The 26890-nt window shown below is 63.6% G+C and carries 18 protein-coding genes and 1 tRNA gene; 6 read left to right on the forward strand and 13 right to left on the reverse strand.

What is annotated here, in order from left to right:
- Positions 1–29: 29 nt before the first annotated feature.
- From AU381_RS08580 to AU381_RS08590, 3 genes are all read right to left on the reverse strand, one after another.
- A complete protein-coding gene (locus tag AU381_RS08580; protein ID WP_064241310.1) occupies positions 30–1085 on the reverse strand; it encodes a M48 family metallopeptidase in 1056 nt (351 codons plus the stop codon).
- Positions 1075–2193 (reverse strand): YjgN family protein, encoded by a 1119-nt coding sequence (locus AU381_RS08585; RefSeq protein ID WP_064241311.1) that lies wholly within the window; start codon positions 2191–2193, stop codon positions 1075–1077. Before AU381_RS08585 ends, AU381_RS08580 begins: the two co-directional genes overlap by 11 nt.
- A 194-nt stretch (positions 2194–2387) precedes the next feature.
- Positions 2388–3884 carry a CoA-acylating methylmalonate-semialdehyde dehydrogenase gene (locus AU381_RS08590; protein WP_064241312.1) on the reverse strand — a complete coding sequence of 499 codons (1497 nt, stop codon included), beginning with the start codon at positions 3882–3884 and terminating at the stop codon, positions 2388–2390.
- A gap of 114 nt (positions 3885–3998) precedes the next feature.
- On the opposite strand from AU381_RS08590, the gene AU381_RS08595 reads away from it, so the two are divergent.
- Positions 3999–4880, forward strand: coding sequence for a LysR family transcriptional regulator (locus tag AU381_RS08595; RefSeq protein ID WP_064241313.1), 882 nt, complete (start codon positions 3999–4001; stop codon positions 4878–4880).
- Positions 4881–4897: 17 nt separating this feature from the next.
- Here the strand turns inward: AU381_RS08595 and AU381_RS08600 are convergent.
- Both AU381_RS08600 and AU381_RS08605 read right to left on the reverse strand, forming a co-directional pair.
- Positions 4898–4974: transfer RNA gene (locus tag AU381_RS08600), tRNA-His, on the reverse strand.
- Between the two features lie 161 nt (positions 4975–5135).
- On the reverse strand, positions 5136–5582 hold the full coding sequence (locus AU381_RS08605) for a phasin (protein WP_064241314.1): 447 nt from the start codon (positions 5580–5582) through the stop codon (positions 5136–5138).
- 229 nt (positions 5583–5811) lie between these two features.
- Between AU381_RS08605 and AU381_RS08610 the strand changes: the two genes are divergently transcribed.
- Complete coding sequence (locus AU381_RS08610) at positions 5812–9237, forward strand: PAS domain S-box protein (protein WP_064241315.1); 3426 nt, start codon at positions 5812–5814, stop codon at positions 9235–9237.
- An 81-nt stretch (positions 9238–9318) separates the two neighbouring features.
- Positions 9319–11001, forward strand: a complete 1683-nt coding sequence (locus AU381_RS08615; RefSeq protein ID WP_064241316.1) for an ABC transporter permease — start codon at positions 9319–9321, stop codon at positions 10999–11001.
- 271 nt (positions 11002–11272) lie between these two features.
- Here the strand turns inward: AU381_RS08615 and AU381_RS08620 are convergent, their stop codons facing one another.
- Positions 11273–13225 (reverse strand): acetoacetate--CoA ligase, encoded by a 1953-nt coding sequence (locus AU381_RS08620; RefSeq protein WP_064241317.1) that lies wholly within the window; start codon positions 13223–13225, stop codon positions 11273–11275.
- A 166-nt stretch (positions 13226–13391) separates the two neighbouring features.
- On the opposite strand from AU381_RS08620, the gene AU381_RS08625 reads away from it, so the two are divergent.
- Positions 13392–15212: an AsmA family protein gene (locus AU381_RS08625; RefSeq protein WP_064241318.1), complete on the forward strand. Its 1821-nt coding sequence runs from the start codon at positions 13392–13394 to the stop codon at positions 15210–15212.
- Positions 15213–15220: 8 nt separating this feature from the next.
- Here the strand turns inward: AU381_RS08625 and AU381_RS08630 are convergent, their stop codons facing one another.
- From AU381_RS08630 to AU381_RS08650, 5 genes are all read right to left on the reverse strand, one after another.
- Positions 15221–16042, reverse strand: a complete 822-nt coding sequence (locus AU381_RS08630; RefSeq protein WP_064241319.1) for an ABC transporter permease — start codon at positions 16040–16042, stop codon at positions 15221–15223.
- Positions 16043–16045: 3 nt separating this feature from the next.
- A complete protein-coding gene (locus AU381_RS08635) occupies positions 16046–16957 on the reverse strand; it encodes an ABC transporter permease subunit (RefSeq protein WP_064241320.1) in 912 nt (303 codons plus the stop codon).
- 4 nt (positions 16958–16961) lie between these two features.
- Positions 16962–18104 (reverse strand): ABC transporter ATP-binding protein, encoded by a 1143-nt coding sequence (locus AU381_RS08640; protein WP_064241870.1) that lies wholly within the window; start codon positions 18102–18104, stop codon positions 16962–16964.
- A gap of 130 nt (positions 18105–18234) precedes the next feature.
- Complete coding sequence (locus AU381_RS08645; protein WP_064241321.1) at positions 18235–19329, reverse strand: polyamine ABC transporter substrate-binding protein; 1095 nt, start codon at positions 19327–19329, stop codon at positions 18235–18237.
- A 256-nt stretch (positions 19330–19585) separates the two neighbouring features.
- Entirely contained in the window at positions 19586–20995 is a 1410-nt protein-coding gene (locus AU381_RS08650; RefSeq protein ID WP_064241322.1) for a helix-turn-helix domain-containing protein, read from the reverse strand.
- Positions 20996–21224: 229 nt separating this feature from the next.
- Between AU381_RS08650 and aceA the strand changes: the two genes are divergently transcribed.
- Both aceA and AU381_RS08660 read left to right on the forward strand, forming a co-directional pair.
- Positions 21225–22514 carry an isocitrate lyase gene (aceA, locus tag AU381_RS08655; RefSeq protein ID WP_064241323.1) on the forward strand — a complete coding sequence of 430 codons (1290 nt, stop codon included), beginning with the start codon at positions 21225–21227 and terminating at the stop codon, positions 22512–22514.
- Positions 22515–22641: 127 nt separating this feature from the next.
- Complete coding sequence (locus AU381_RS08660) at positions 22642–22881, forward strand: SMc00767 family acetate metabolism repressor (RefSeq protein WP_012706908.1); 240 nt, start codon at positions 22642–22644, stop codon at positions 22879–22881.
- Between the two features lie 181 nt (positions 22882–23062).
- Here AU381_RS08660 and AU381_RS08665 read toward each other — a convergent pair whose 3' ends face one another.
- Positions 23063–23938 (reverse strand): LysR family transcriptional regulator, encoded by an 876-nt coding sequence (locus AU381_RS08665; RefSeq protein ID WP_064241871.1) that lies wholly within the window; start codon positions 23936–23938, stop codon positions 23063–23065.
- A gap of 367 nt (positions 23939–24305) precedes the next feature.
- The gene (locus tag AU381_RS08675) at positions 24306–26831 is read right to left on the reverse strand and encodes a methyl-accepting chemotaxis protein (RefSeq protein WP_064241324.1); all 2526 of its coding nucleotides are present in this window, start codon (positions 26829–26831) and stop codon (positions 24306–24308) included.
- Between the last annotated feature and the right edge of the window lie 59 nt (positions 26832–26890).

The raw sequence follows: 26890 nt of genomic DNA on the forward strand, positions 1-26890 counted from the left end.
CAGGTGATTCCACCTGACTGCAAAATGCTCTAGTTCTTCCGCAATTCGGCAATCAGGTCGAGGATCGCCTTTCGGCGCTCCGGCGTCCCCGGATGCGTTGAGAAGATGCTCGTTTCTGAGCGATCGTCGAGCTTCGTCTCCAACAGCTCGAAGAAGCGGGCGATCGCCGTCGGATCGAGGCCCGCCTTCATCATCAGCGCAACGGAATGCCGGTCCGCTTCCGCTTCCGCGGCGCGCGAATAGGAGAGCGCGAGCAAGCCGCCTCCCTCCACCAGGATGTCTTCGGCTCCCGAGCCGATATCGCCGGCGATCAGCATGATGAGTGCTGCAACCCCGGCGGCGCGATAGATCTGCCGGAGGCTGTGCTTGTGTTCGACATGGCCGATCTCGTGCGCCAGCACGCCGACGATCATATCCGTGTCGTCGCCCGCGAGTTCCACGAGTTCGTCCGTCAGGATCAGGGTGCCGTCGGGCAGCGCGAAGGCGTTGGGGCCGATCGGCCCGCCTTCCCGGAAATTGAGCGAATAGGCCGCCTCACCCGCGGCTGAAAGCCCCGCAATGCGACGGAATCCGTCGACAATCTTGCCGCGCCGCGCCTCGTCCAGCTTCGACCCGCCAAGCAGCGTCCGGTCCATGGTCTCGAGCGTGCTCGCGGACATGATGCGGGGCACGATCGGCGGCGTGACGACGACGGCGACCTCCACTAGGGCCGGCAGCGCGTAGCGGTAGATCACCGCACCGAGCAGGATGGTTGCGGCGACAAAGCCGACCAGACGCGGGTGAAAGCGCTCCAGCCGATGGACAAGCCCTGCCCCGCCCCGGCCCTTGCCCGAAAGGAACCGGTCGATTGCGTCGTTGTCGCTGGTCTCGAAAAGTGAACCGTCGGGAAAGGTGACCCGGCGCGGAATGCGGCCGACCCGCGCGGAGATCTCAATGGCCGACAGGCTGCCCCCGGCGAGTTCGGCACCGGTTTCGTCGCGGGCGACCAGGCGCTCCCCGGCCTCGACGAGGCCGGAGCCGACCGAGCGGCTCGATCCAGCGGGATGCCACTCGCCCTGCGCAATGGCCGAATTGTCAGAAGCCAAAGTCGAAGCCTTCGATATCCATGAACTCGGCACCGACCGCCGAACCTTCCTGGGCGATCGCCGAGAAGATTTCGCCGACATTGCCGTCGAAGCGGACGCCGGTATGTTCGTTGACATAGCGCGCCATCCGAACGGCGGCCCAAGGCCGCATCAGACCGAGAGTTATGAGCGTCACGACGACGTTCGAGATGGCAATCCAAGAGTAGCGCAGGCGCGAGAGATCGCTCAAGAGCCGGTGCTTGCCGTCGAAGGTGGTGCCGGACCAGGCGATATTGCGCACCCCGGCGCGGTAGACAAGCGCCGCCACCCCGAAGATCGCGAAAAACAGGATGTAGCCGACCACCATCAGCGCGACGAGCGACATCTGCATCTCGGCGGGAAGCAAATCGGGGCTCTCGATCGCCGACGCAAAAAGCGCGATGTTGAGGAAGGCGAAAAATCCGATAATCAACAAGCCAAGCACGATGATCGCGGCTGAGATGCCCCAGGTCTTGTAGATCGCCCCGACGGAGGGCTCGGTCGAGAAGGCCCTTTGCCCATAGCGCAGGTTGCTGCCGATATAGCGATAGGTCCAGCGGCTGGCGAGCGGCGCCAGAATGCCGAGCGTCAGCGACGCGATGACGGGCCCGACGATGAAGGCGAGAAAGGCGCCGCCGGCGCGGCCGACGAAGTCGAAGCGGACATTGCGATAGCTTGTCACCCGCGCGCTGAAGCGAAGGCCCCGGGCGACGAGCCACGGAACGAAGCAGAGAAACAGCAGGACGAGCGCAATGCCGGCAAGCGGCACGAACGTCAGCAGGACGTTGTAAAGGATCAGATAGGCGAAGACGATGAGACGGCCGATCAGGATCTGGCCGCCTCTGGCGTGATACTCGAAACCGCGGCCGAGCAGCACGGTGTTGCCGTAGAAATAGCGATTGCGGCGGACCTTGGCCCAGGCCGAATAGACGCCGAGCGTGATGATGGTCAGCAGGATGTTGACGATCCAGATCCCGAAATACTCGCTGCCGCTGCCGGTAAAGGAGAGGCGCTGAACGTCCCCCTGGGCCGCGCGCCCGAAACTACCCTGTCCGACACCCGTTGCCGGCAACGGTTCAGCCAAAACCATGATCTATCCCCTCGACCAAAGACCCAAAGCTGCGGCGACCACGTCATCCCGGTAGCGGTCGGCAGCATCCTGCGCAACGAATGCGCGAATCAATCGATCGCACCCGTCAACCCCGACGTTAGTTGCAGCCCTGCGCAGAATGCAACAAAAAAGAGCCTCCCGATGGAGGCTCGAATGGGAGGATTTTCTCTTCTTTAGCGCATCGTCGGGATCGAGAACTCCGCTCCGTCCTTGATGCCCGAGGGCCACCGCTCGGTGATGGTCTTGGTCCGGGTCCAGAATTTGATCGAGTCCGGACCGTGCTGGTTGAGATCGCCGAAGGACGAGGCCTTCCAGCCGCCGAAGGAGTGATAGGCCAGCGGAACCGGGATCGGAACGTTGACGCCGACCATGCCGATGTTGATGCGGGAGGCGAAATCGCGTGCCGCGTCGCCGTCGCGGGTATAGATCGCGACGCCGTTGCCGTATTCGTGCTTCATCGGCAGCGACAGGGCATCCTCGTAGTTCTTGGCGCGCACGACCGAGAGAACCGGTCCGAAGATCTCGGTCTTGTAGATGTCCATGTCCGGCGTCACGTGGTCGAACAGGCAGCCGCCGATGAAATGGCCGTCCTCATAGCCCTGCAGCTTGAAATCGCGGCCGTCGACGACGAGCTTGGCGCCCTGTTCGATGCCGCTGTCGATCAGGCTCCGGATGCGCTGCTCGGCCTCCTTGGTGACGACCGGGCCCATGTCGGCCTTCTCGTCCGTATAGGGACCGATGCGCAGGCTTTCGACCATCGGCGTCAGCTTGTCGATGAGACGGTTGGCGGTTTCCTCGCCGACCGGAACGGCGACCGAGATCGCCATGCAGCGCTCGCCGGCGGAGCCGTAGCCGGCACCGATCAGCGCATTGGCGGCCTGGTCGAGATCGGCGTCAGGCATGATGATCATGTGATTCTTGGCGCCGCCGAAGCACTGGGCGCGCTTGCCGTTCATTGCCGCGGTGCCATAGACATAGCGGGCGATCGGCGTCGAGCCGACGAAGGAGACGGCGGCGATATCCGGATGCGTCAGGATCGCATCGACCGCGCCCTTGTCACCGTTGACGACGTTCAGAACGCCCGCCGGCAGGCCGGCTTCGATCATCAGTTCGGCGAGACGGACCGGCACGGACGGGTCGCGCTCGGACGGCTTCAGGATGAAGGCGTTGCCGCAGGCGATCGCCGGCGCGAACATCCACATCGGGATCATCGCCGGGAAGTTGAACGGCGTGATGCCGGCGCCGACGCCGACCGGCTGGCGGATCGAATACATGTCGATGCCGGGACCGGCGCCTTCGGTGAACTCGCTCTTCTGCAGGTGCGGGATGCCGATAACGAATTCACAGACCTCGAGGCCGCGCACGACATCGCCCTTGGCGTCGTCGATGGTCTTGCCGTGCTCGCGGGAGAGCAACTCGGCCAGTTCGTTCATGTTCTCGTTCAAGAGCTGGACGAACTTGATGAAGACGCGGGCGCGGCGCTGCGGGTTCGTGGCGGCCCACTTGAGCTGCGCAGTCTTGGCGCTCTCGACGGCGGCCGCAAGTTCCGCGTCGCTCGCGAGCGCCACGGTGCCCTGAACTTCGCCCGTTGCCGGGTTGAAGATGTTGCTGACGCGGCCGCTCTTGCCGGCGACGCGCTTGCCGTCGATGAAATGTCCTACTTCATACATGGGTGTTCCTCCTGGTCTTGATCTTGGGTGCATGATCGCACTACGATTTCAACAAATCAATTTCCTAAATTCAGCAACCGTTGTGCAAAAATTAACGTTCCTTGGAGTGACAGCATGGACTGGGACGACGTCAGGGTGTTTCTCGCGGTGGCGCGGACGGGCCAGATCCTCGCCGCCTCGAAAAGGCTCGGCATCAATCACGCGACCCTCAGCCGGCGCGTCACCGCCCTTGAGGAAACGCTGAAGACGCGGCTCCTGGTCAGGCGCCCGAACGGCTGCGAACTGACGGCCGAGGGTGAAATCTTCCTTTCCGCCGCCGAGCGCATGGAAACCGAAATGCTCGCCGCGCAATCGCAGATCGGCCGGATCGATACGGCGATCGCCGGCACAGTGCGCATCGGCGCTCCGGACGGGTTCGGCGTCTCCTTCCTGGCGCCGCGGCTCGGGCGCCTGACGGCGCGCCATCCGGAACTGAAGCTGCAGCTCGTTCCGGTGCCGCGCTCCTTCTCGCTGTCGCAGCGCGAGGCCGACATCGCGATCACCATCGAGCGGCCCGAACAGGGGCGTCTCGTTTCGTCCAAGCTCACCGATTATACACTCGGTCTCTACGCATCGGCGGATTATCTTGCCCGCTACGGCACGCCGCGGACGATCGACGATCTCAAGCACCATCGCCGGATCGGCTATGTGGAGGACCTGATCTTCACGCCCTCGCTCAATTTCTCCGCGGAGATCATGCGAAGCTGGGACGCCTCCTTCGAGATCTCCAGCGCCACCGGGCAGACCGAGGCGGTCCGTTCCAGCGCCGGCATCGGTATCCTGCACAACTATATCGCCCGGCAATATCCGGAACTCACGCGGCTCCTGCCCGAGACGACGATCCGGCGCGCCTATTGGACCACCTACCACGAGAGCGCCCGCGAACTGGTGCGCGTCCGCACGGTCGTCTCATTCCTGCAGGAACTGGTGACGGCGGAACATCAGATATTTGTGTGAGGATGGTGAGAAGAAAATGGTACGGTTGGGTGGTCTCGAACCACCGACCTCAGGTGCCACAAACCTGCGCTCTAACCAACTGAGCTACAACCGCACTCGGGGCGCGCGACCCAAATCGCTTGGGGCGTCGCGTTGGCGGCTCACATACGGTCACTTCGGCCGATTTGCAAGCCTTAACTTCAGATTATCAAGCAAAAAGACCGGATGGCAAGCATCCGGTCCCTTGAGCAAATTTGAACGGTCGTATGGGACCGATCAGGCCTTCTTGAAGGTGGAGACGACCTTTTCGGCGGCTTCCTTGCCGGGCTTGGCAACGTTCTCGGCGACCTTGCGGGTGGCTTCCTGCATCGTCTTGGCCTGCTCGACGGCCACTTCGGCCTGCTTGCGGACGAAGGCGGTCTGCAGCTCGACGAGTTCGGAGAGCGACTTGACACCGAGCAGCGCTTCCATGTGCGAGAGCGAGTTCTCGGCATTGGTGCGCAGCGCGTTGATGGCCTTGAGGCCGAGTTCGACGGAGCCGGACTGGGCGTTTTCGAGCGTCGCTTCGACGGTCTTCGTTGCCTCTTCGGCGGCGGTCTTCATCTTGGCATAGGCGTCCTTCGACTGCACGGCGCCCTTTTCGGCGAACTCGCGGAAGCTGTCGGCAAACTTGGCCGGGTCAAAGGAAAGGGAAAATGCGTCTTCGGTCTTCTTGGTAGCCATTGTATGCGCTCCTTGGTGCGGCCCTCTTAAGAGGCGCCTTCGTGGGTTATGCCGATCCTATAATCGATATCTTTGTGCATTGCAACAAAATTGTGCATCGCACAAATCACCGCAATTAACCTTGCGGGGCGAAAGGCGTGGCGGAGAGGGGGCCGTCGCTGGACCCTCGCAGATGCGGCGGGTATTAATAGAGTGTTAACACGCAAGCGCCCCGTCAATAGGCCTGCCCATGCCCGCGAGACAGTACCCTTTCATCGACATTGCCGTGCATGCACGGGTGCGGGAGCATTTTGCCCGCGGCGATGCGTCGGTTCTTTTTTCGAAGGACTTGGCGCGCGTCTTGTGGGCAAACGACGAGGGCGCCAAGCTGTTCGGCGTCGCTTCGGTCTACGATTTCATCGATGGGGCATTGAACGCGAACGACCTCTCGCTGCGCCAGTTGCGCGCTGCTGCAGCGCAGCTTGCCGCAGTCGGCGACCGTCGCCAGCTGTTGATCCGGATAGCGGCCGGTTTCCGCCGGCTGCCGCTCAATGCGACGGTGGAAATGGTCCGCATCCGCCCGGGCGAGGACGCCGTTCTCTTCACCGCGCCGCGCAATGGCAAGGCGCTTTCGACGGAAGAACGCGCCGCCGCGATGATCGCCGGGTTGGACGGACCGGATACGCATATGGCCGTGCTCGACGATGACGGTGGCGTCGTCGCCCAATCGCACGGCTTCGAGCACCTGGGTTTGTCGGCCGAAATCCGGCGGACGCTCGTGACGGCGGTGAAGCGCGAAAAGGACCGGCTGATCAAGCGCCTCGTCGCCACCGAGAAGGGGCAATTGCCCGCCGCCATCGGCAAGATTTCCGATCACCCGGCACTCCATCTTCTCTTTGCCGTGGAAACGGCGATCGAAGCGCCGGATGCCGGAGAGACCAGTGCCGAGGACGCGCCAGACGCAATCGCCGCGGCAGCGTCGGCGGAGGTCGAGACCGGGCAGGATGCGCTTTCGTCGGCCGCACCGGACGAGCCTGCCGAAACAACGGTGCGGGAGGACGCTTCCGAGACCATGCCGGCAACAAAGGTGGACACGGCCGACGAGCCGGCCGATGCGGCGCCAATCAATGAAGCACAGGGCGAACTGGCTCTCCAGTCCGACGACGAGGCGGCAGAGCCGTCGCAGCCGACGCCGGGCGCCGAAACCCACGGGCCCGCGCCGGAAATGGCGGCATCGGACGCCGACAGCGGCACCGCTGCGGCGTCGGGCTTTACCTTCACGCCGGGTAGCCGGGCAGTCCGGTTCGTATGGAAGATCGACGCGGAGGGGCGGTTCAACGAAATTTCCGAGGAATTCGCAGCCGCCGTTGGCCCGAAATCGGCCGACGTTGTCGGCGTGACCTTCGCCGAGCTTGCGGCCCGCTACGATCTCGATCCCGACAACAGGATCAATGAGCTTCTGCATCGCCGCGACACCTGGTCCGGCAAAACCATCCTCTGGCCCGTGGAGGGGACCAGCCTCAAGGTGCCGGTCGATCTCGCCGCGCTGCCGACCTATTCCCGCTCGCGAGAGTTCGATGGATTCCGCGGCTTCGGCATCGTCAGGGTCGCCGACGCGGTGGAGGACGAGAAGGCGAGCGGGCTGGCGCTCGGCCGTACCGAGACGCCCCGGCACGAGGGCGTGCCCGTCGAGGGCCAGGCGGAACAAACGCCCGAGGAACCGACAACGGCTCAGGGCTGGACAGAAGCGGAATCTCACGCTTCCGACGCGGCCGATACCCCGCAAAGCGAGTTCGTCGACGGCGCGGCGGGAGAAACACCGGCGGCGGAGGGCCCGTTTGCCGGCGAGCGGCCTGCCCTTCGCATTATCGATACGCCGGCGCGGCCGCCCTCCGACAAGGTCATCGATCTCGACGAGCGCCGGCCGGCGGGTTCGGGGGTGTTGACGCGCGGCGAGCAGGCGGCCTTCCGCGAGATTGCGCGCCAGCTCGGCGCCCATTTCGGCGAGCCTGCCACGCCGGCAGATGCGGCAGGCGAGGACGACGAGCGCCCGGCACGCGCGACGCCTGCGGCCGAAGCCACCGCCTCCGCCGACACGGAAAGTGCATCACCGGACGAGGCGCCTGCCGCCCGGCCAGACGACATGGGGCCTGCGGCCCGCGATGATGCGCCCCCTGCCCCGCGCAGCGGCGTCGGCATGAGCAGCGAAATCCTTGATCGGCTGCCTGTCGCGCTCCTCATTCATCATGGCGACGAACTGCTGCACGCCAATCCGGAATTCCTGCGGCTGACCGGCTACCCGAAACTCGAGGCCTTCGAGCAGGAGGGAGGATTGGAAGCGCTCTTCGCCTATGGCGGCGAATCCGATGAGAGTGAGCCGGATGGGACGATGACCCTGGTCCGCGCCAATGGTCAGCTTGCGCAGGTCAACGCCCACCTCCATTCGATCCAGTGGGAGGGGAGAAGCGCGCTCATGCTCGCTTTGGCTCCCGCGGCCGCACGCGCTGCCGATGAGGCTTCGCTCCACGCAGACGCCTCGCCGGGAGTCGAGGCGCGGCTGCGGATGGAAATCGACGAACTTCGCTCGATCCTCGAGACGGCCACCGACGGAGTGGTGGTCCTCGGGCAGGACGGCGACATCCGCACGATGAACCGCTCGGCGAGCGCACTCTTCAACTATGACGAAGAGGAGATGCGCGGAAAGCCGTTTGCCGCCCTCTTCGCCCATGAGAGCCAGAAGGCGGTGATCGACTACCTCCACGGCCTTTCCGGCCATGGCGTCGCAAGCGTGCTCAACGATGGCCGGGAAGTGATCGGCCGGGAAGCGGGCGGCGGCTTCATTCCACTGTTCATGACCATCGGGCGGCTCTCCTCCTCCAACGGCTATTGCGCCGTGATACGCGACATCACCCAATGGAAGCGGACAGAGGAGGAACTGCGCAACGCCAAGCGTGCCGCAGAGACCGCAAACGCCCACAAGACCGAGTTTCTCGCAAGGGTGAGCCACGAGATCCGCACGCCGCTCAACGCCATCATCGGCTTTTCCGACATGATGGCGAGCGAGCATTTCGGACCGATCGGCCATCCTCGCTACATCGAATATGCCGGCGATATCGGCCGGTCGGGGCGGCACGTGCTCGACATCGTCAACGACCTGCTCGACATCTCGAAGATCGAGGCGGGCGAGATGGAGCTCGATTTCAGTGCCGTCGACCTCAACGAGGCGGTCTCCGAAGCCGTATCGCTGGTGCAGCCGCAGGCCAACAGCCAGCGCGTCATCATCCGCACCTCGCTGTCCGGCTCGGTGCCGGAGGTCGTGGCGGACGGCCGGTCGATCAAGCAGATCGCGCTCAACATACTGGCGAACGCCATCCGCTTCACGCCGTCCGGCGGGCAGATCGTCGTGTCGACCTCCTACGAGACGAACGGCAGCGTCATCCTCAGGATTCGCGACACGGGGATCGGCATGACGCGCAACGAGCTCGATCAGGCGATGAAACCGTTCAGGCAGGTGACGACCGGCGGACGCAAGCGTGGCGAGGGCACCGGCCTCGGGCTGCCGCTGACGAAGGCGATGGCCGAGGCGAACCGCGCCCATTTCGCCATCAGCTCCGCCCCGAACGAGGGGACGCTGGTTGAAGTATCCTTCCCGTCGCAACGCGTCTTGGCGAACTGAGGGCCGATGCTGTAAGGAAATGTTGACCTGCGGGAGCCAGTTTGGCTCCCGCCAGCAGCACCTTGCCCCGGAACGGATCGTTTGTACTTCACCGCCAAGAGCCTCAAGCGACGCTATGCCAGGTCGGGCACGGGCCTGACGCATCGGCTGCTCGCAACCTGGTCCGGCCTCGCCTCCGCAATCGTGCTGATGCCGATCGTCGCGATTGCGTGGCTTGCGGTGACCGGCGGCGGTGCGGACTGGCCGCACCTCATCGAGAATGTGATCCCCCGCGCCACCTTGAGAACGCTGATGCTCGTGGGACTGACGGGCGCGTCGACGGCCGTCGTCGGCATCTTGACGGCGTGGCTGGTGGCGACCTGCGAATTTCCTCTGCGCCGGTTTCTCTCCGCCATGCTCGTGCTGCCGCTCGCGATCCCGGCCTATCTCGCCGCCTATGCCTTCGGAGAGCTCCTGACCTTCACCGGACCGGTCCAGGGGCTGATCCGGGCGCTCTTCGGCTTTCAGACGAGCCGGGACTACTGGTTTCCGGACGTGCGCTCGCTCGGCGGCGCGGTGCTGGTGATGAGCTCGGTCCTCTATCCCTATATCTATCTTGCCTGCCGCTCGATGTTCCTGATGCAGGGCCGTGCGGCGGCCGATGTGGCGCGCACGCTCGGAGCCGGGCCGGTCAAGGTTTTCCTGAAAATCCAGATCCCGATGGCAAGACCAGCCATCATGATCGGCTTGACGCTCGTCGCCATGGAGACGATGAACGACATCGGCGCGGTCGAGTTTCTCGGCGTCCAGACCCTGACTTTCTCGATCTTCGATACCTGGCTCAACCGCGGCAGCCTTGCCGGTGCGGCGCAGATCGCCTGTATCATGCTGGTCTTCATCGGCGCGTTGATGATGGTCGAGCGCGCCGCACGTCGCAGCCAGCGCTTCTCCAGCCAGAAGACGACGGCCGCCGTCCACGACGCAGTGCGCCTCGAGCTTTCCGGCTGGAAGAAATGGACGGCAATGCTCGTCTGCCTGCTGCCTGTCCTATCGGGCTTCGCCGTGCCCTTGCTGATCCTCGGCAACTACGCGCTGAGGCGCCTCGACCAGTTCCTGGCGCCGCGCCTCCTCGACGCTTTGCTGCACAGCGTCCTTGTTTCCGGACTGACGGCACTCGCCGCCGTCTTCCTGGGGTTCGTTCTGGCCTATGCGGCCCGCACCGGCCGCTCTCCGATCACGGAAGTCGCCGGGCGGCTCGCCTCCTTCGGGTACGGCGTGCCGGGCACGGTTCTGGCGATCGGCGTGCTCTTTCCGCTCGCGGCGCTCGACAATGCCTTCGACGCCTGGATGCGCGACGTTTTCGGCGTCTCCACCGGCCTCATCCTCAGCGGCACCGGCTTTGCGATCGTCTATGCCTGCGCGGTGCGGTTCCTGACCATGGCCGAGGGGACGCTCGAGGCCGGCTTCCACAAGCTCTCGCCGCATCTCGACATGGCAGCCCGCGCGCTCGGCCGAACCAGCGCCCAGACCTTGCGCTCGGTGCTGCTGCCGATGATGCGCCCGGCGGTGCTGACGTCCGCATTGCTCGTCTTCATCGAAACGATGAAGGAGCTTTCCGCGACCATCATGCTGCGGCCGTTCAATTTCAACACGCTTGCCACGCTCGTCTACGAGGATGCCTCGCGCGCAAAGGTCGAGGATGCCTCCGTCGCCGCGATGATCATCGTCATCGCCGGCATGATCCCGGTCATTCTAGTGTCGCGGTCGCTTGAAAGTCGCTCCTAGAGCCCATCCGGGCAAAAAAAGAGGCAGCTCGCGGCCGCCTCTGAAGTCATGCTAACCAACAAATGCTCGAGAACTCGGGACGTCATGTCTGTTACAGCATCGCTGCTGCGGCACCGGCGCCTTGATGCACCGGCCTCCAGTTGGATCGACCATGCCCCGGCAAACGTAAACAAGACCTTACCGCCGGACCCGGCAATTTTAGCCAATGAGCCGCAACTCGGCTTGCTTGGTTAATTCCGCAGCGGCGAACAGGTTAACGGACGCCCGGTCCTCAGCTCTTCAGCGCATCCAGTCCAGCAAAGAGCTCGAGCGCCTCGGGATTCGCCAGCGCCTCCTTGTTCTTGACCGGTCGGCCGTGCACCACGTCGCGCACCGCAAGCTCGACGATCTTGCCGGACTTGGTGCGCGGAATGTCGGCGACGGCGATGATCTTGGCCGGCACGTGCCGCGGCGAGGCGCCGGTGCGAATCCGCGTCCTGATCGCCTGAGACAACTGCTCCGTCAGCTCGACGCCCGGCGCCAGGCGCACGAAAAGGATCACCCGAACGTCGTCCTGCCAATCCTGGCCGATGCAGAGGGCCTCGGCAACCTCCGGCATTTGCTCGACCTGATTGTAGATTTCCGCCGTGCCGATGCGCACGCCGCCCGGATTGAGCGTCGCGTCGGAGCGTCCGTGGATGATGATCCCGCCATGCGGCGTCCATTCGGCAAAGTCGCCATGGCACCAGACATTGTCGAAGCGCTCGAAATAGGCAGCGCGATACTTGGCGCCCTCGGGGTCGTTCCAGAACATCACCGGCATCGACGGAAACGCCCTGGTGCAGACGAGTTCGCCCTTCTCGCCGCGCACCGGCTTGCCTTCGTCGTTCCAGACGTCGACGGCGAGGCCGAGCCCCGGTCCCTGGATTTCGCCGCGCCAGACCGGCTTCAGCGGGTTGCCGAGCACGAAGCAGGAGACGATATCGGTGCCGCCGGAGATCGACGCCAGTTGGACGTCCGATTTGATCCCCTCATAGACGAAGGAGAAACCCTCCGGCGACAGCGGCGAGCCGGTCGAGGTGAGGAGTCTCAGCGCCGAGAGATCGTGCGTCGTGGCCGGTGTGAGACCGCCCTTGCGCACCGCATCGATATATTTTGCCGAGGTACCGAAGACGGCGAAGCGCTCCTCGGCGGCGAAGTCGAAGAGGACGTTGCCGTCCGGATGGAAAGGCGAGCCGTCATAGAGACACAAGGTCGCGCCCACGGCGAGACCCGAGGCCAGCCAGTTCCACATCATCCAGCCGCAGGTGGTGAAGTAAAAGAGCCTCTCGCCCTCCTTGAGACCGCAGTGGAACCGGTGCTCCTTGAGGTGCTGGAGAAGCGTTCCGCCGGCCGAATGAACGATGCATTTCGGCACGCCCGTCGTGCCGGAGGAAAACAGGATGTAAAGCGGATGGCTGAAGGGCAGGCGCTCGAAGGCAAGCGGCTTGGCTTCGAAAGCGGCGATGAAATCGGGAAGCGTCACACCCCCGTCGATGCCTGCCGCAAGCGCGGCGCTGTCACCCGCATAGGGGACGACGAGCGTCGGCACACGAAGCGTTTTCGCAACGGCGCGCACCTTCGCATCGACGTCCTGGCGCTTGCCGTTGTACCAGTAGCCGTCGCAGACGACGAAAAGCTTCGGGCCGATCTGGCCGAAGCGGTCGAGAACACCCTGCTCGCCGAAATCCGGGGAACAGGAGGACCAGATGGCGCCGACCGAGGCCGCGGCGAGCATCAGCGCGATTGTCTCCGGCAGGTTCGGCATCATTGCCGCGACCCTGTCGCCGACGCCGATCCCTCGCGCCTTCAGCGCCTGCTGCAGGCGTGACACGAGGCTGCGCAGCTCGTCCCGGGAGAACCGATAACGGACCTTGTCCTCGCCACGGAAGATCAGGGCGTCATCGCTACCGCCTGCACGCAGCAGGTTTTCGGCAAAATTGAGCTTCGCGTCGGGGAAGAAGCGGGCTTCCAGCATCCGCTCGCCATTGATCAGCGCTCGGTCTCCGCGCTCGCCGATAACACCGCAATGCTCCCACACGGCCGTCCAGAAATCGCCGCGCGCCGCCACGGACCACTCGTGAAAGGCATCGTAATCGGAAAACTCACGGCCGAAGCGCTCCTCGCACCAGGCCATGAACTGCGCCACCGGACTCAGCGCAAGCGTCTCGGCATCAGGAACCCACAAAGGTCGATCTGGTTGCATGTTTTCCTCCACTCCTCTGCCCTGTTCTATACCATGCTGCAACGCAAAATAAACAGCATGCATGCCGGCCCGGCACTCGCCAGCGCGACATTTCCATGTCAGTTGCATTTACCCTCTTCAGGGCCTATCCAGACGGTTTCACCGAGGCGATGCCGACCTGACCGAAATGACCAGACCGATCCGGAAAATATCGCGCGTCTTGAGGCTGCGCCTGCGCCGCAGCCATTACGTCTGGTCTGCCGCGATCGGCGTCGTTCTCGCCGTCGGGTACAACGCCGCTCTGCCCCTGCTCGTTTCGACAACCGGCGTGCGCGCGGCGATGGAGCGGACGCTTGACGGCTGGTCGGGCGGCAAGAGCAGGATCAAAGGTGAACCGGAGATCCGATTCTGGCCGGAACCGCTGTTGATCCTGCCTTCGGCGACGATCGAATCGACCGGCTCCGAACCCCGACCGCTTGCCGAAATCGGCCGCATTAGCGCATCGTTCAGCCCGCTTTCGGCCCTTATCGGCGAACCGGCGCTTGAGGAAATCAGCCTTGTCGATCCGGTCATCACGATCGAGCGCCAGGCCGACGGCACGATCAACTGGCAAAGGCCGCATTGGCTCACCCCGCCCGAGGCTGCGGCATCGGCGCAGGCAAGCGCCTTCGGGGATATCGCGATCGTCAATGGCCGGCTGCGCGTGCTCGACCGAATGGCCGGTGGCAACGACGTCGACATTCCCGGAATCTCCGGCACGATCAAGTGGCCCTCCTTCGCTGAACGGTTGAGCGCGCAACTGTCGGCGCGCTTTGGCGGCGAGGAGCTTGCCTGGGCGTTCGTCTGCGAGGACCCCCTCACTCTCTTCGCGCGACGGAACGCGTTTCTCAAGACGTCGATCACATCGGCGCCGCTGACCTTCTCCTTCGAGGGCGTCGGCAATCTTTCGTCCGTTCCCTTCGCGTCGGGCCATCTCCAGATGTCCGCGACCTCGCTCGCAACGCTCGTCGAATGGTACCAGGGCACTTCGGCAGCGACGCTCCCGCCGGGTGGAATAAGCATCGACACCAGGGTGACCACCGGCGAGAAGACGCTCAAGCTGGACGATTTGGCGTTCACGATGGGCGGCGCCAGCGCAACGGGCGTGCTGGACATCGCGCTGCAGGACGGCAAGGCGCCGACCCTCGAGGGGACGCTCGCCTTCGATCGCATCGACCTCAACGGCGTACCGGTCAGTGCGCTCACACCGCTTGGCCGGGACGACCGTCTATGGCGCCTGGTGGAAGCCTTCGTCGGCGCCTGGCACACGGACGTTCGGCTTTCCTCCCAGGAGGTCCTCGCCGGTCCCCTGCACCTCACGGACGTGGCCGCAGGAGTGATGATCGATGGCCGCCGCGCCTCACTCGACATTGGCGACAGCAATTATGCCAATGGCAGCTTGAGCGGCCGGGTCGTGCTCTCGGAAGAAGGGCTGGAGCACGGCGGTCGCCTTCAGGCGCGCCTCAAGGACGCGGATTTCGCCGCGGTGCTCAGCGGCTTCGGCATCCGCGGTCCGGTCCCGGACGGCCGGGGAATTCTCAGTATCGACATCGGAACCGATCGCGCCGTCTGGGCGGCCGGCCTTGGCGACTTTTCGGGCAATCTCGCTTTTTCACTGGCGAATGGCAGCATCGCCGGTTTCGACGCCCACGCCTTCGCCGATCTCGTGCGAAAGGGCGAGTTCTTTTCGCTCTCTCAAGCGAATGAGGCCAGCTTCGATTTCAAGGTGGCGAACGTAAAGGCCAGCTTTGCCGACGGCACGGCGCGGCTCGACCGGGCCGATTTCGCCGGAACGTCGGGTAACTTGTCCGTTGCCGGCGTCGTCCCCTATCGCAACGGCAGCCTCGCGCTTGCCGGAACACTGCAAGCCGAGACGCCCGGCGGCAACCAACCGGTTCGCTTCTTCGTCGGCGGCTCCTGGCCGAATCCGGTCATATCGCCGCTTTCCGTGCTCGTCGCCCCGAAATAGCCCGCAAGTCATCCGATCGCCGCAATGGCGGCGCGCTCATCCCTTTCCCGCTGGACCTCTCGCCGCTTGGTGACGATCGAAGCGACGACGACGCCCAGCGCCACGATACCGATCAGGATGGTGCAGATCGCATTGATCTCCGGCGTCACGCCAAGGCGCACCTGGCTGTAGATCTTCATCGGCAGCGTTGTCGCGCCTGGCCCGGTGGTGAAGCTCGATATGACGAGGTCATCGAGCGACAGCGTGAAGGCCAGGACCCAGCCTGAAAACACCGCCGGGGCGATCACCGGCAGGGTGATGGCGAAGAAGGTCCGCACAGGCGTCGCGCCGAGATCGAGCGCCGCCTCCTCGATCGACTGGTCGAAGCTCAACAGGCGCGACTGTACGACCACTGCGACAAAGCACATCGTGAAGGTGATGTGTGCGAGCGTGATCGTCCAGAAACCGCGATCGAACCCGATCGCGACGAAGAGCAGCAGCAGCGACAGGCCGGTGATCACCTCCGGCATGACCAGCGGCGCATAGACCATACCGGAGAAAAGCACACGGCCGCGGAAGCGCGAATAGCGCACCAGCGCGAGCGCCGCCAATGTGCCGAGAACCGTCGCGCAGGTGGCCGACAGCAGCCCGACGCGGATGGTCACCCAGGCGGCATCGAGGAGCCCTTGGTTGTGCCAGAGCTGGCTATACCACTTGGTCGAAAAGCCGGCCCAGACCGTCACCAGTTTCGACTCGTTGAAGGAGAAGATCACCAGAAGCACGATCGGCAGGTAGAGAAAGCCGAACCCCAGGACGACGGAGGCGATGTTGAAGCGGGACCATTTTTCCATGTCCTATCTGCCCTCGCTATCGGCCTTGGCCTGGACGTTCTGGAAATAGACGATCGGGACTACGAGGATCATCAGCAGGATGATCGCAACCGCCGACGATACCGGCCAGTCTCGGTTCGAATTGAATTCGCTCCACAGCGTCTTGCCGATCATCAGCGTTTCCGAGCCGCCAAGCAGGTCGGGAATGACGAACTCGCCGACAGCCGGGATGAAGACCAGCAGGCAGCCCGCGACGACGCCCGGCAGCGACAGCGGGAAGGTGACGCGCCAGAAGGCCCTGATCGGGGTACAGCCAAGATCCTGGGCGGCCTCGATCAGCGAGTGGTCCATCTTCTCGAGCGCCGAGTAGATCGGCAGTACCATGAACGGCAGGTACGAATAGACGATGCCGATATAGATCGCCGAGTTGGTATTGAGGATGATCAGCGGCTGATCGATAACGCCGATCGCGATCAGAAATTGATTGAGCAGCCCCTCCGGCTTCAGGATGGCGATCCAGGCATAGACCCGGATCAGGAAGCTTGTCCAGAACGGCAGGATCACCATCATCAGCAGCGTCGGCCGGATCGCGGGCGGCGCCTTGGCCATGCCGTAGGCGATCGGATAACCGATCAGCAGCGTCAGGATCGTCGAGATGGAGGCGATGACGAGGCTCGACACATAGGCGTTAAAATAGAGGGCGTCCTCGGTCAGCCAGACGTAGTTGTCGACGGAGAATTCGCGGACCTTGTCCAGAATGCCCGCGAGCCCGCCTGCCAGATCGAAGACCGGCGTATAGGGCGGCATCGCGACCGTCGTCTGCGAAAGCGAGATGCGCAAGACGATGAAGAAGGGAATGAGGAAGAAGAACAAGAGCCAGGCATAGGGGACGATGATCACCAGGCGGCTGGCGAGGGCTGAGGAAAGTTTGGCCATGGCTTCAGTCCTTCAGCACCACGCCGGCATCTTCGCCGAACGAGACCCAGACCTGCTGGTCGTAACCGAGCGGATCCTCGACGGCGCGCACGGCATTGAGCGCAGAGGCCTTGACGACCTTGCCGTCCTTGAGGCGGACGTGGAAGACGGTCATGTCGCCAAGATAGCCGATGTCCCAGATCTCGCCCTCGGCCGCATTGATCGGTGCATGGGCGGGTGGCTGGCGGCTGATCCTGATCTTTTCCGGACGAATGGCGACAGCGGCCTTGGCACCATTTGCCGGTTTCTCCGCCGAGGCCATGCGAAGCGGAATGCCGCCGGTCGTCTCGATCCGGACGGAACCGCCTTCGGCCGAGGTCACCGTGCCGTCGAACAGGTTCACGTCGCCGATGAAGTCGGCAACGAAGCGCGAATTCGGCGCCTCGTAGATTTCCGCCGGCGTCGCCACCTGGACGACCTTGCCGTGGCTCATGACGGCGATGCGGTCGGCCATGGTCATCGCTTCTTCCTGGTCATGGGTGACGATGACGAAGGTGAGGCCGAGTTCCTGCTGCAGATCCATCAGCTCGAACTGCGTCTCCTCGCGCAGCTTCTTGTCGAGCGCACCGAGCGGCTCGTCGAGCAGCAGCACCTTGGGCCGCTTGGCCAGCGAACGGGCAAGCGCCACGCGCTGCCGCTGGCCGCCGGACAGCTGATGCGGCTTGCGCTGGGAGAATTTCTCGAGCTTGACGAGCTTCAGCATCTGCGCGACGCGCTCGGCGATATCCGCCTTCGGCATGCCGTCCTGCTTCAGGCCGAAGGCGATGTTGTTCTCGACCGTCATGTGCGGGAACAGCGCGTAGGACTGGAACATCATGTTGACGGGCCGCCGGTAGGGCGGGATGCCGGCGAGATTCTGGCCATCGAGGATGATTTCGCCGGAGGTCGGCTGCTCGAAGCCGGCGAGCATGCGCAACAGGGTCGACTTGCCGCAACCGGAAGCGCCGAGCAGCGCGAAGAACTCGCGCGTGTAGATGTTCAGCGAAAGATCGTCGACGGCGGTGAAGTCGCCGAACTTCTTGGTCACGTTCCTGACGGAAATGAATGGCTTGGAGGCGGGGTCCGCCCATGGTGCGAAGGAACGCCGGATACTACCGAGAGACTTCATCATTAACCCCGAATGCCACAACCGGTGGGCGCAGTGCCGTGGCGCCCATCCGCTGCGGGCTGAACCGTTTTTGCAACCCGCTCTCAAGAAAATTGCCCGGACCTGAGGTCCGGGCAATTCGTTTCGGCTCTTACTGACCGGTGACTATTTTCGTCCAGAGCCTGGTCAATACCCGCTGTTCCCTGGCCTCGAACGGCGTCGTAGTGAAGAGCTTCTGCATCACTTCGTCCGACGGATAGATGGCCGTATCTTCGAGCACTTCCTTGTCGAGGAACTGTTGCGAGGCCTTGTTGCCATTGGCGTAGAAAACGTAGTTCGAGGCTTTGGCGATAACCTCCGGCTTCATCAGGTAGTTGATGAATTCGTGCGCCTCGCCGACATGCGGCGCATCGGCGGGGATCGCCAGCATGTCGAACCACATCTGCGCCCCCTGAGCGGGGATCGAATAATCTACCGTGACGCCGGCCTTCGCCTCGGCCGCACGGTCGCGCGCCTGGAAGATATCGCCGGAAAATCCGACAGCCAGGCAGATGTCGCCATTTGCCAGTGCATTGATATATTCCGACGAGTGGAACTTGCGGATATAGGGCCGGACCTTCAAGAGCAGGTCGGCGGCCTTTTCAAGGTCAGCCGCCTCGTGGCTGTCCGGGTCGAGGCCGAGATAGGCAAGCGCCGATGGCATGATATCGGTCGGCGAGTCGAGCAAATGGATGCCGCAATCCTTGAACTTCGCCGCAATCTCGGGATTGAAGATGACATCCCAGTTCGGCTTGGCGTCGGTGCCGAGGATCTCCTTCATCTTGTCGACATTGTAGCCGATGCCGGTGGTGCCCCACATGTAGTCGACGGCATATTCGTTGCCGGGATCGTACTTGGCCGTACGGTCCATGATCACGTCCCACATGTTCGAGAGATTGGGCAGCTTAGATTTGTCGAGTTTCTGGAACACGCCTGCGGCGATCTGGCGCTGCAGGAAACTCGCCGTCGGCACCACGACGTCGTAACCGGAGCCGCCGGCAAGCAGTTTGGTTTCCAGGATTTCGTTGGAGTCGAAGACATCATAGACGACCTTGATGCCGGTCTCCTTGGTGAAATCCTGGAGGATGCTGTCGTCAATGTAATCCGACCAGTTATAGACGTTGACGACCCGCTCCTGGGCGGAAGCGACCATGGCCGACCCCGCCAGCATTGCGGCCGCCAAGGTTGCGACGATGAGTTTGGACATACAACTCCCCTCATTTATCGGTTCGAGACAAGTCGCCCATTTTTCGCGCGGTTGCGCCCTGTCTGTTGTTCGTAGCGAAGCCGAAGTTAGGCATGTTTTTCAATAAGCTCAAGCGCTTTCGCACGGGCAATCCTGCCATCCCCGAGTCGGTTACTTTTTCGCAAGCACAAGCAAAATCCGGGACTTATGGACCTGCCCGCCCTCGCCGGTGGCGGCGACGCAGGTCGCCTCCATCCGCCTCGGCCGCAACGCGCCGCTATTGAAAATCGAACACGCTCAAGCCCGTCGCCATCTCGTCGAGACCGAGTGGCCGTGTGACGGGCGGCTCGGCGCGTGCCAGGCAGCCCTGGCGCTCGCAGAGGCGGCAGACCGGGCCGACCGCTATCGCCGGCAGGCGCGCGGCCCCATAAACCGTCTCCTGCGCGAAGCCGGCATCGCAACCGATCAGCAGCGCGGTGCGTCTGACCCGCTCCTGAAAAGCGGCCTGGGGTCCTTCGACCGTCCGGGCGACGGTCAGGAACTCGCTGCCGTCGGGCATTTCCACGCGATCGACAAGAATCTGCCCCGGAACCGCGAAGGCCGCATGGATGTTGAGCTTCGGGCAGGCGCCGCCGAAGCGGGCATGGGGAAAGCCCTGAGCGCCGGCGCGGCGCAGACGATGTCCGGCGTTGTCGATTTCCATGAGGAAGAACGGAACGCCGGCGGCGCCGGGCCGCTGCAACGTCGTCAGCCGATTGGCCACCTGCTCGAACGATACCTGGAAGCGTGCCCTGAGGAGATCGATATCGTATTTCGCCCGATGAGCTGCCGCATGGAAGGCCGCGTAGGGCATCATCAGCGCATGGGCCGCATAACGCGCGAGTTCGAAGCGGCCGATGCGGCGCGCCTCCGCGCTCGTGAAATGGATCTGGTCGAGCTCCGCCACGATCGCCTCGTGGCAAGCGATCGATGCGACCTCCATGGCGATTTCGAGCGTCTGATCGAAGGGCGACAGCCGCTCGGAAATGAACAGGCGCATCGAGTGGCGGTCGAAACGGCGGCGGAGATTCGGCATTACATGTACCGGGAGCGTCCGCACGACGAGGCCGTGTTCCCTTTTCAGCCAGGCCTTCAGCCCGCTCACAAGGTCGTCGCCGGGCGACAGGCTGATATGGAACGCCTCGATGGCCTCTTCGATCCGGGCGAAATGGTTCGGCCGCGCCTCGAAGGTTTCGCGGACCTCGTCGATCGGCAGCCGGGTGTCGGCAAGCGTCGCCATGTGCCCCTGCCCCGCAAGAAGCTCCGCCAGGTCCTTCAGGCGCGAAGCCTGTTCGCGATAGGCTCGATAGAGCTTGACGACGCCGCCCGACACATTCGGGGCCGCTTCGGTCACCTCGATCAGTTCCTGATCTCCCGGAAGCTCGCCGGCAAGCAGCGGATCGGCAAAAACCTCGCGCAACTGGGTGAGACTGCCGCCCGCCTCGCCCTGCAATTCGTCCAGGTCGACCTTGTAGACAGAGGCGAGCTTCAGCAGAAGCTGCACCGTCAAAGGCCGCTGGTTGCGCTCGATGAGGTTCAGGTAGGACGGCGAGATGCCGAGCGCCTCCGCCATCGCCGTCTGCGTCAGCTGAAGGCCGTTGCGGATTCGCCTGACGCGGGGTCCGGCGAAGATCTTGTTCTCGGCCATTTGTCACTCCCTTGACAGCTTTTTCGTCAAAGTTGTTTTGACAAGATTTACATGTTTACTGCTTCGCATTGTCAAACACAAGACAAGATAACCCCTTTAATACCGGCAATGCAGGAATAGATGTGGCTCGTTTATGCAGTGCAATGTAAAAACTGTCATATAGAAGGCGTGACCCGATGCGAGCTAAGACAAAAGTTGTAGAGCTCACGATTTTGACGAGGAGAAAAGCATGACTGATTTTTACAAACTCGTTCCGAGCGCACCCCAGGGCCGTTTCGACGGCATCGAGCGGCCTTACTCCGCCGAGGACGTGAAGCGGCTCAGGGGCTCGGTCGAGATCCGTCATTCCCTTGCGGAGATGGGCGCGAACCGCCTCTGGAAGCTCATTCACGAGGAGGACTTCGTCAATGCGCTCGGCGCACTCTCCGGCAACCAGGCGATGCAGATGGTTCGCGCCGGCTTGAAGGCGATCTACCTCTCCGGCTGGCAGGTCGCTGCCGACGCCAATACCGCCTCCGCCATGTATCCGGACCAGTCGCTTTATCCGGCCAACGCGGCGCCGGAACTGGCGAAGCGGATCAATCGCACGCTTCAGCGCGCCGACCAGATCGAAACGGCGGAAGGAAAAGGCCTTTCGGTCGAGACCTGGTTCGCGCCGATCGTCGCCGACGCGGAAGCCGGCTTCGGCGGGCCGCTCAACGCCTTCGAGATCATGAAGGCCTTCATCGAGGCCGGTGCGGCGGGCGTCCACTATGAGGACCAGCTTGCGTCTGAAAAGAAGTGCGGTCATCTCGGCGGCAAGGTGCTGATCCCGACCGCGGCCCATATCCGCAACCTCAACGCTGCGCGGCTTGCCGCCGACGTCATGGGCACGCCGACGCTGGTCGTCGCCCGCACCGATGCGGAAGCCGCGAAGCTCCTCACCTCGGACATCGACGAGCGCGACCGGCCCTTCGTCGACTACGATGCCGGCCGCACGGTGGAAGGCTTCTACCAGGTGAAGAACGGGATCGAGCCCTGCATTGCCCGCGCGATCGCCTATGCGCCCTATTGCGATCTCATCTGGTGCGAGACCTCCAAGCCGGATCTCGAACAGGCGCGCAAGTTCGCCGAAGGCGTGCAAAAGGCGCATCCGGGCAAGCTGCTCGCCTATAATTGCTCGCCGTCGTTCAACTGGAAGAAGAACCTCGACGACGCGACGATCGCCAGGTTCCAGCGCGAGCTCGGCGCCATGGGCTACAAGTTCCAGTTCATCACCCTCGCCGGCTTCCACCAGTTGAACTACGGCATGTTCGAACTGGCGCGCGGCTACAAGGACCGGCAGATGGCCGCCTATTCGGAGCTGCAGGAAGCGGAGTTCGCGGCCGAGGCGAACGGCTACACGGCGACCAAGCATCAGCGCGAAGTCGGCACCGGCTACTTCGACGCCGTGTCGCTGGCGATCACCGGCGGCCTGTCGTCGACGACGGCGATGAAGGAATCGACCGAACACGACCAGTTCCGCCCGGCGGCAGAATGAATGCAAGGCCGGGGCGCGCGACATCCCTGCCCGTTGCGCGTCCCGAAACATTGAAATCCTTGAACCGCAAGCGGGAGACGAAAATGGTTCTTCCGCGTCCGGCTCTAACCTTTGAAGGAGCACTCCAATGACAGTACAGACACGCGTCAAGGAACGAGCCGAGGAACAGTCATCGGCCATGACCCCGGACCAACAGGCAGCGATCCGCATGGTCGCCAACGACCTGCACCGCCTCAACCAGTCGGTCATGAAGGCGGTCGAGGCCGGCGTCTCGGTCGAACTGGTGCGCTCGGCACGCCACCACGGCGGCGGCGGCAACTGGGGCGACCTGTTGATCCCGGTCATCGTCACCCAGGGCAGGTCCTGATGGCGACGCTCATGACGGCCGCGGCCGCGCTCATGCTTGGCGTTGCCGTGTGGCAGGAGCTCCGGCACTATAGTATGCAGGCTCTCCAGGTTCGGGTTCTCGACAGATCTGATCTCAACTGAGCGACTGAAAGCGCAGGGCGTGTCGGCCGGCGCAACGCCGGCCGATGCGCATTCTACGGTCATGCGGCATTCCGACGTGGCCGCTTGCCGGCAAACAGATCCGCATGGCTGCGGAGCAACCGTGTCATGCGATCGACGACGGTTCGAATATCCCGCCGGTGGCGGTCTTCATTGTTCATGACGATCCATTGCCGATGCCGGAGCGGCCCGATCTCGTCGCCCGCCCTTTCCAATTGAGGATCGAGATCGCCGACGAAACAGGGCAGCACCGCCTTGCCGGCCCCGGCGCGAGCCAGGTCGAGCAGGGATCGGGGGCGGCTGACGGTTGCCACGATCCGGCCGGGTGCGTTTTCGTGCGGCCAGCGCAGATAGGCCGAAAGGGCCTCCTCTTCGGCGACGGCGACCCAGCGATCCGATCCGCCGGGGGCGTTTTTCTGGCGATAGGCGGCATAGGCGACCTCGCCGACTGGCCGCGAGGCGAGGTAGGTCTCCTCCGGTTCGAAGGCGCGAATGCCGATGTCGCTCTCCCGATAGGCGAGACTTGCCCGCGCCTCGCCGATCGAGAGCGAGATGGCGAACGTGTCGCGTTCCGTGCAGATCGCCGGGAAGTTTTCGGCGATCAGCCACGACCCCCAGGTGCCGGCCGCAATGCGGACGACCGTGGCGCCCTCGCCCTCCCTCTGCCAGCTTTCCACCTTGCGGGCCGCCGCCTCCATCTCCTGCAGCTGCTCGAACAGGAAACGGCCCTCGGCTGTCAGCGTGTAGCCGGTCTGGCTCCGGACGAACAAAGCGCGCCCGGTGCGCTCCTCGAGTTCCAGCATCCGCCGGCCGATCGTGGCGGGGCTCAACCCCGTCGCCTGCGCCGCGCCGGTCAGCCCGCCGCCGCGCGCCACTGTCATGAAACAGCGATAGACATCCCAATCCGTGTTTTTCATCATTGAAAAATGTATGGGGAAATCGACTGTATGTAAAACAGTTTCGGATGCATAAAAGAGGAGATGCCCAAGAGAGAAGGAGCATCACCATGGATATGATGGCAATGGCCTTATTGTTCGAAATGGCCTCGAGAAACCGCCGCTGGGACGAACAATTCGAGCCCCGATCGAAAGTCCGAACCGAAACGTTCGCGGAACACATGTTCGCCGCGCTCTTTCGCAGACCGCGGCCGGCCGAGAGGCGCGGTGATTGCGAGGGCACCCAGTGCATGGCGCCATAGGAACCACGTTCTGATCAAACGACGACGCCGCGCATGATGATGCGCGGCGCTGTATTGCGTTGTGGCCGAGGAACGTTCCCGGCCCGCTATGCGGCACGATAAACCTGGCCGGCTCCGCTCTCCGGTTCCAGGCGGAATTGCTCGACCAGCATCATCAGCGTATCGGCCTGCGTCGCCAGCGCACGGCTGGTGGCGGTCGCCTCCTCGACCATCGAGGCGTTCTGCTGGGTCATCTGGTCCATCTGGTTGACGGAGCCGTTGACCTCATGCAGCGCCGTCGCCTGATCGCGGCTTGCGGTGGCGATCATGTCGACATGCTGGCTGACGGTGACGATCTGCGCGCTGATCGAGGCGAGCACCGCGCCCGTCTCCTTGACGAGCAGCGAGCCGGAACTGACCTCGTCCGTCGATTTGTTGATCAGGCCCTTGATTTCCCGCGCTGCCTCGGCCGAGCGCTGCGCCAATTCGCGAACCTCCTGGGCGACGACCGCAAAGCCCTTGCCCGCTTCGCCGGCCCGCGCCGCCTCGATGCCGGCGTTCAAGGCGAGCAGGTTGGTCTGGAAGGCGATGTCGTCGATCACCTCGATGATCTGTTCGATCTGGCGAGAAGCATCCTCGATGCGGCCCATCGCGGCGATGGCATTGGCAACCACGGTCGCCGAACTGTCGGCGCTCCGCTTGGTTTCGGCAACCGCCTGGTTCGCCTCATGGGCGCGCTCCGCCGAGGAGCGCACTGTCGCAGTGATCTGGTCGACGGCGGCCGCCGTCTGTTCGAGCGAGGCGGCCTGTGCCTCCGTGCGCCGTGACAGCGCATCGGCGGAATGGTGCATGTCGGCGCCGCTCTGCTGGATCGCCTGGGCATTGCCGCGGATCTGCGCCAGCGTGTCCTGCAGGCGGATGAGCGAGCCGTTGAAGTCCTGCCGCAACTGCTCCAGGCGTCCGTGGAAAGGCACCTGGATCTGCTGGGAGAGATCCCCCTGGGAAAGCCGTCCGAGGCCGGCCGCGAGTTCGCTGACGGCGAGATCGATCTGCCGGTCGAGCTCGCGCTTGTCCCGATCGTTGCGGTTGCGCTCGGCTTCGGCACGGGCACGTTCTTCCGCGCTCTCTGCTTCGATGCGCACCTTCGAAAGGGCATTCTCCTTGAAGACGCCGAGCGCACGCGCCATGTCGCCGATCTCGTCGCGCCGCGCATCGCCGTCAATCGCCGTATCGAGCATGCCGTCGGCGAGCCGGCGCATGGCCGCAGTGATCTGTCCGATCGGCCGCTTCAGAGTCAGGGTCAGGGCGATCCCCGCGAGCAGCGCGATCACGACGCCGGCTACGGTGGCGGCGACCGAAATCTGGTTGGCTTCCTCGCGTTCCGTGCCGGCGGCGACCTTCTGCTGCTCGGCAAACCCGGTGAGATCGTTCCAGATCTCGTCGATCGATGCGCCGGCGGCGTTGAACTCCACCGTCCGCTTGTCGGTGATTTCGACCAGCGAAACGCCGTCCTTCTTCATCGCGTTGATGACCGGCACGATCATTTCCGCAGTTGCATCGAAGAAGCTCATGTCCTTGGCGATGCCGCGCAAGGTCGTGATGTTGGCCTGGACGGCCAGGAACTTGTCCAGAAGCTTCTGGCGATTCTCCTCGGTCGTGTTGCCGAGAAATGCCGCCGTGGCAATCTGGATATCGGTGATCGAGACGGACAGGCGGCGCGTGGCGGTCAGGACGGACTCCGTCGCGGCAATCTTGCCGTCGAGCTGCGCGAAGATTTGCGTCGCCTCGCGCATCTTCCCGACGGAGGCGGCCTCCAGGCGGAAGCTGGCGTTCCGGAAACGATCCACGAATTTCGCAAGGGTGGCAAGCGTTTCTGGGCCGGCCGGCGCCCTGATCAGCCCGCCGATCGCCCCAGAAGCCGAATTGACGGTTTCGGCGAGAGACTTTTCGCCCTTGGGCAGCAGGGTGAAAATGTCGCGCTGCGTGCGGCCGATGACCGGGAAGCGGTCCGCTGCAGTCTTCAGCTTTTCTTCGACAGTTATCGCTCTGCTGACCTCCGTGGCGAATTCCGTATAGAAACGGCTCGCGCGCAGGAGCTTTTCGGCGTTCCGCAGCATCGTTTTTGCCGCGTTCTCGTCCTTGCGCACCGCATATTGCAGCTGGTTCGTTTCATCGTTGATCTTCACCTGCTGGGCGGCCAACTTCTCGAGATTGGCCTTCGTCGCCGCGCGCAGCTTCTGTTCACCCTCATGCAGCGTCCAGAGCCCGTCGATGCGCGCCTCGACGTCGCTGGTCGCAGCGATTGCGGCGGCCAGTTCGTCTTCGCCGCTTCCTCCTGCGACCTGCGCAGCCGTGTCGGCCAGGACCTCCTTCTGCGCGGCGATCGTGTCCTGGACCGCCTTGCGGCTCTCCTCGGTGGTCTCGTGCAGGAACTGGTTCATCCCGGCATAGACGTCCTTGAAGCCGCTCAGCGTCTGCAGGACGCTGTTCGAGATTTCCATGCGGCCCTGCAGCAGGCCCGAGGCATAGAGGCCGGTGATACCGACCGCCGTGATGCTGACGACGAACGGCAGGATGAAGAACAGAACCTTCGTCTGGATCTTGAAGCGGGCAAGAATCCTGTCAATGAACATGAAAACACCTTGGCTCCCAGCGCGCGTTTGGCTCCCCCAATGGCGTCAAGCGTCCGAAC

Origin of the sequence: Sinorhizobium glycinis (genome assembly GCF_001651865.1) — a bacterium.
Classification (GTDB): domain Bacteria; phylum Pseudomonadota; class Alphaproteobacteria; order Rhizobiales; family Rhizobiaceae; genus Sinorhizobium; species Sinorhizobium glycinis.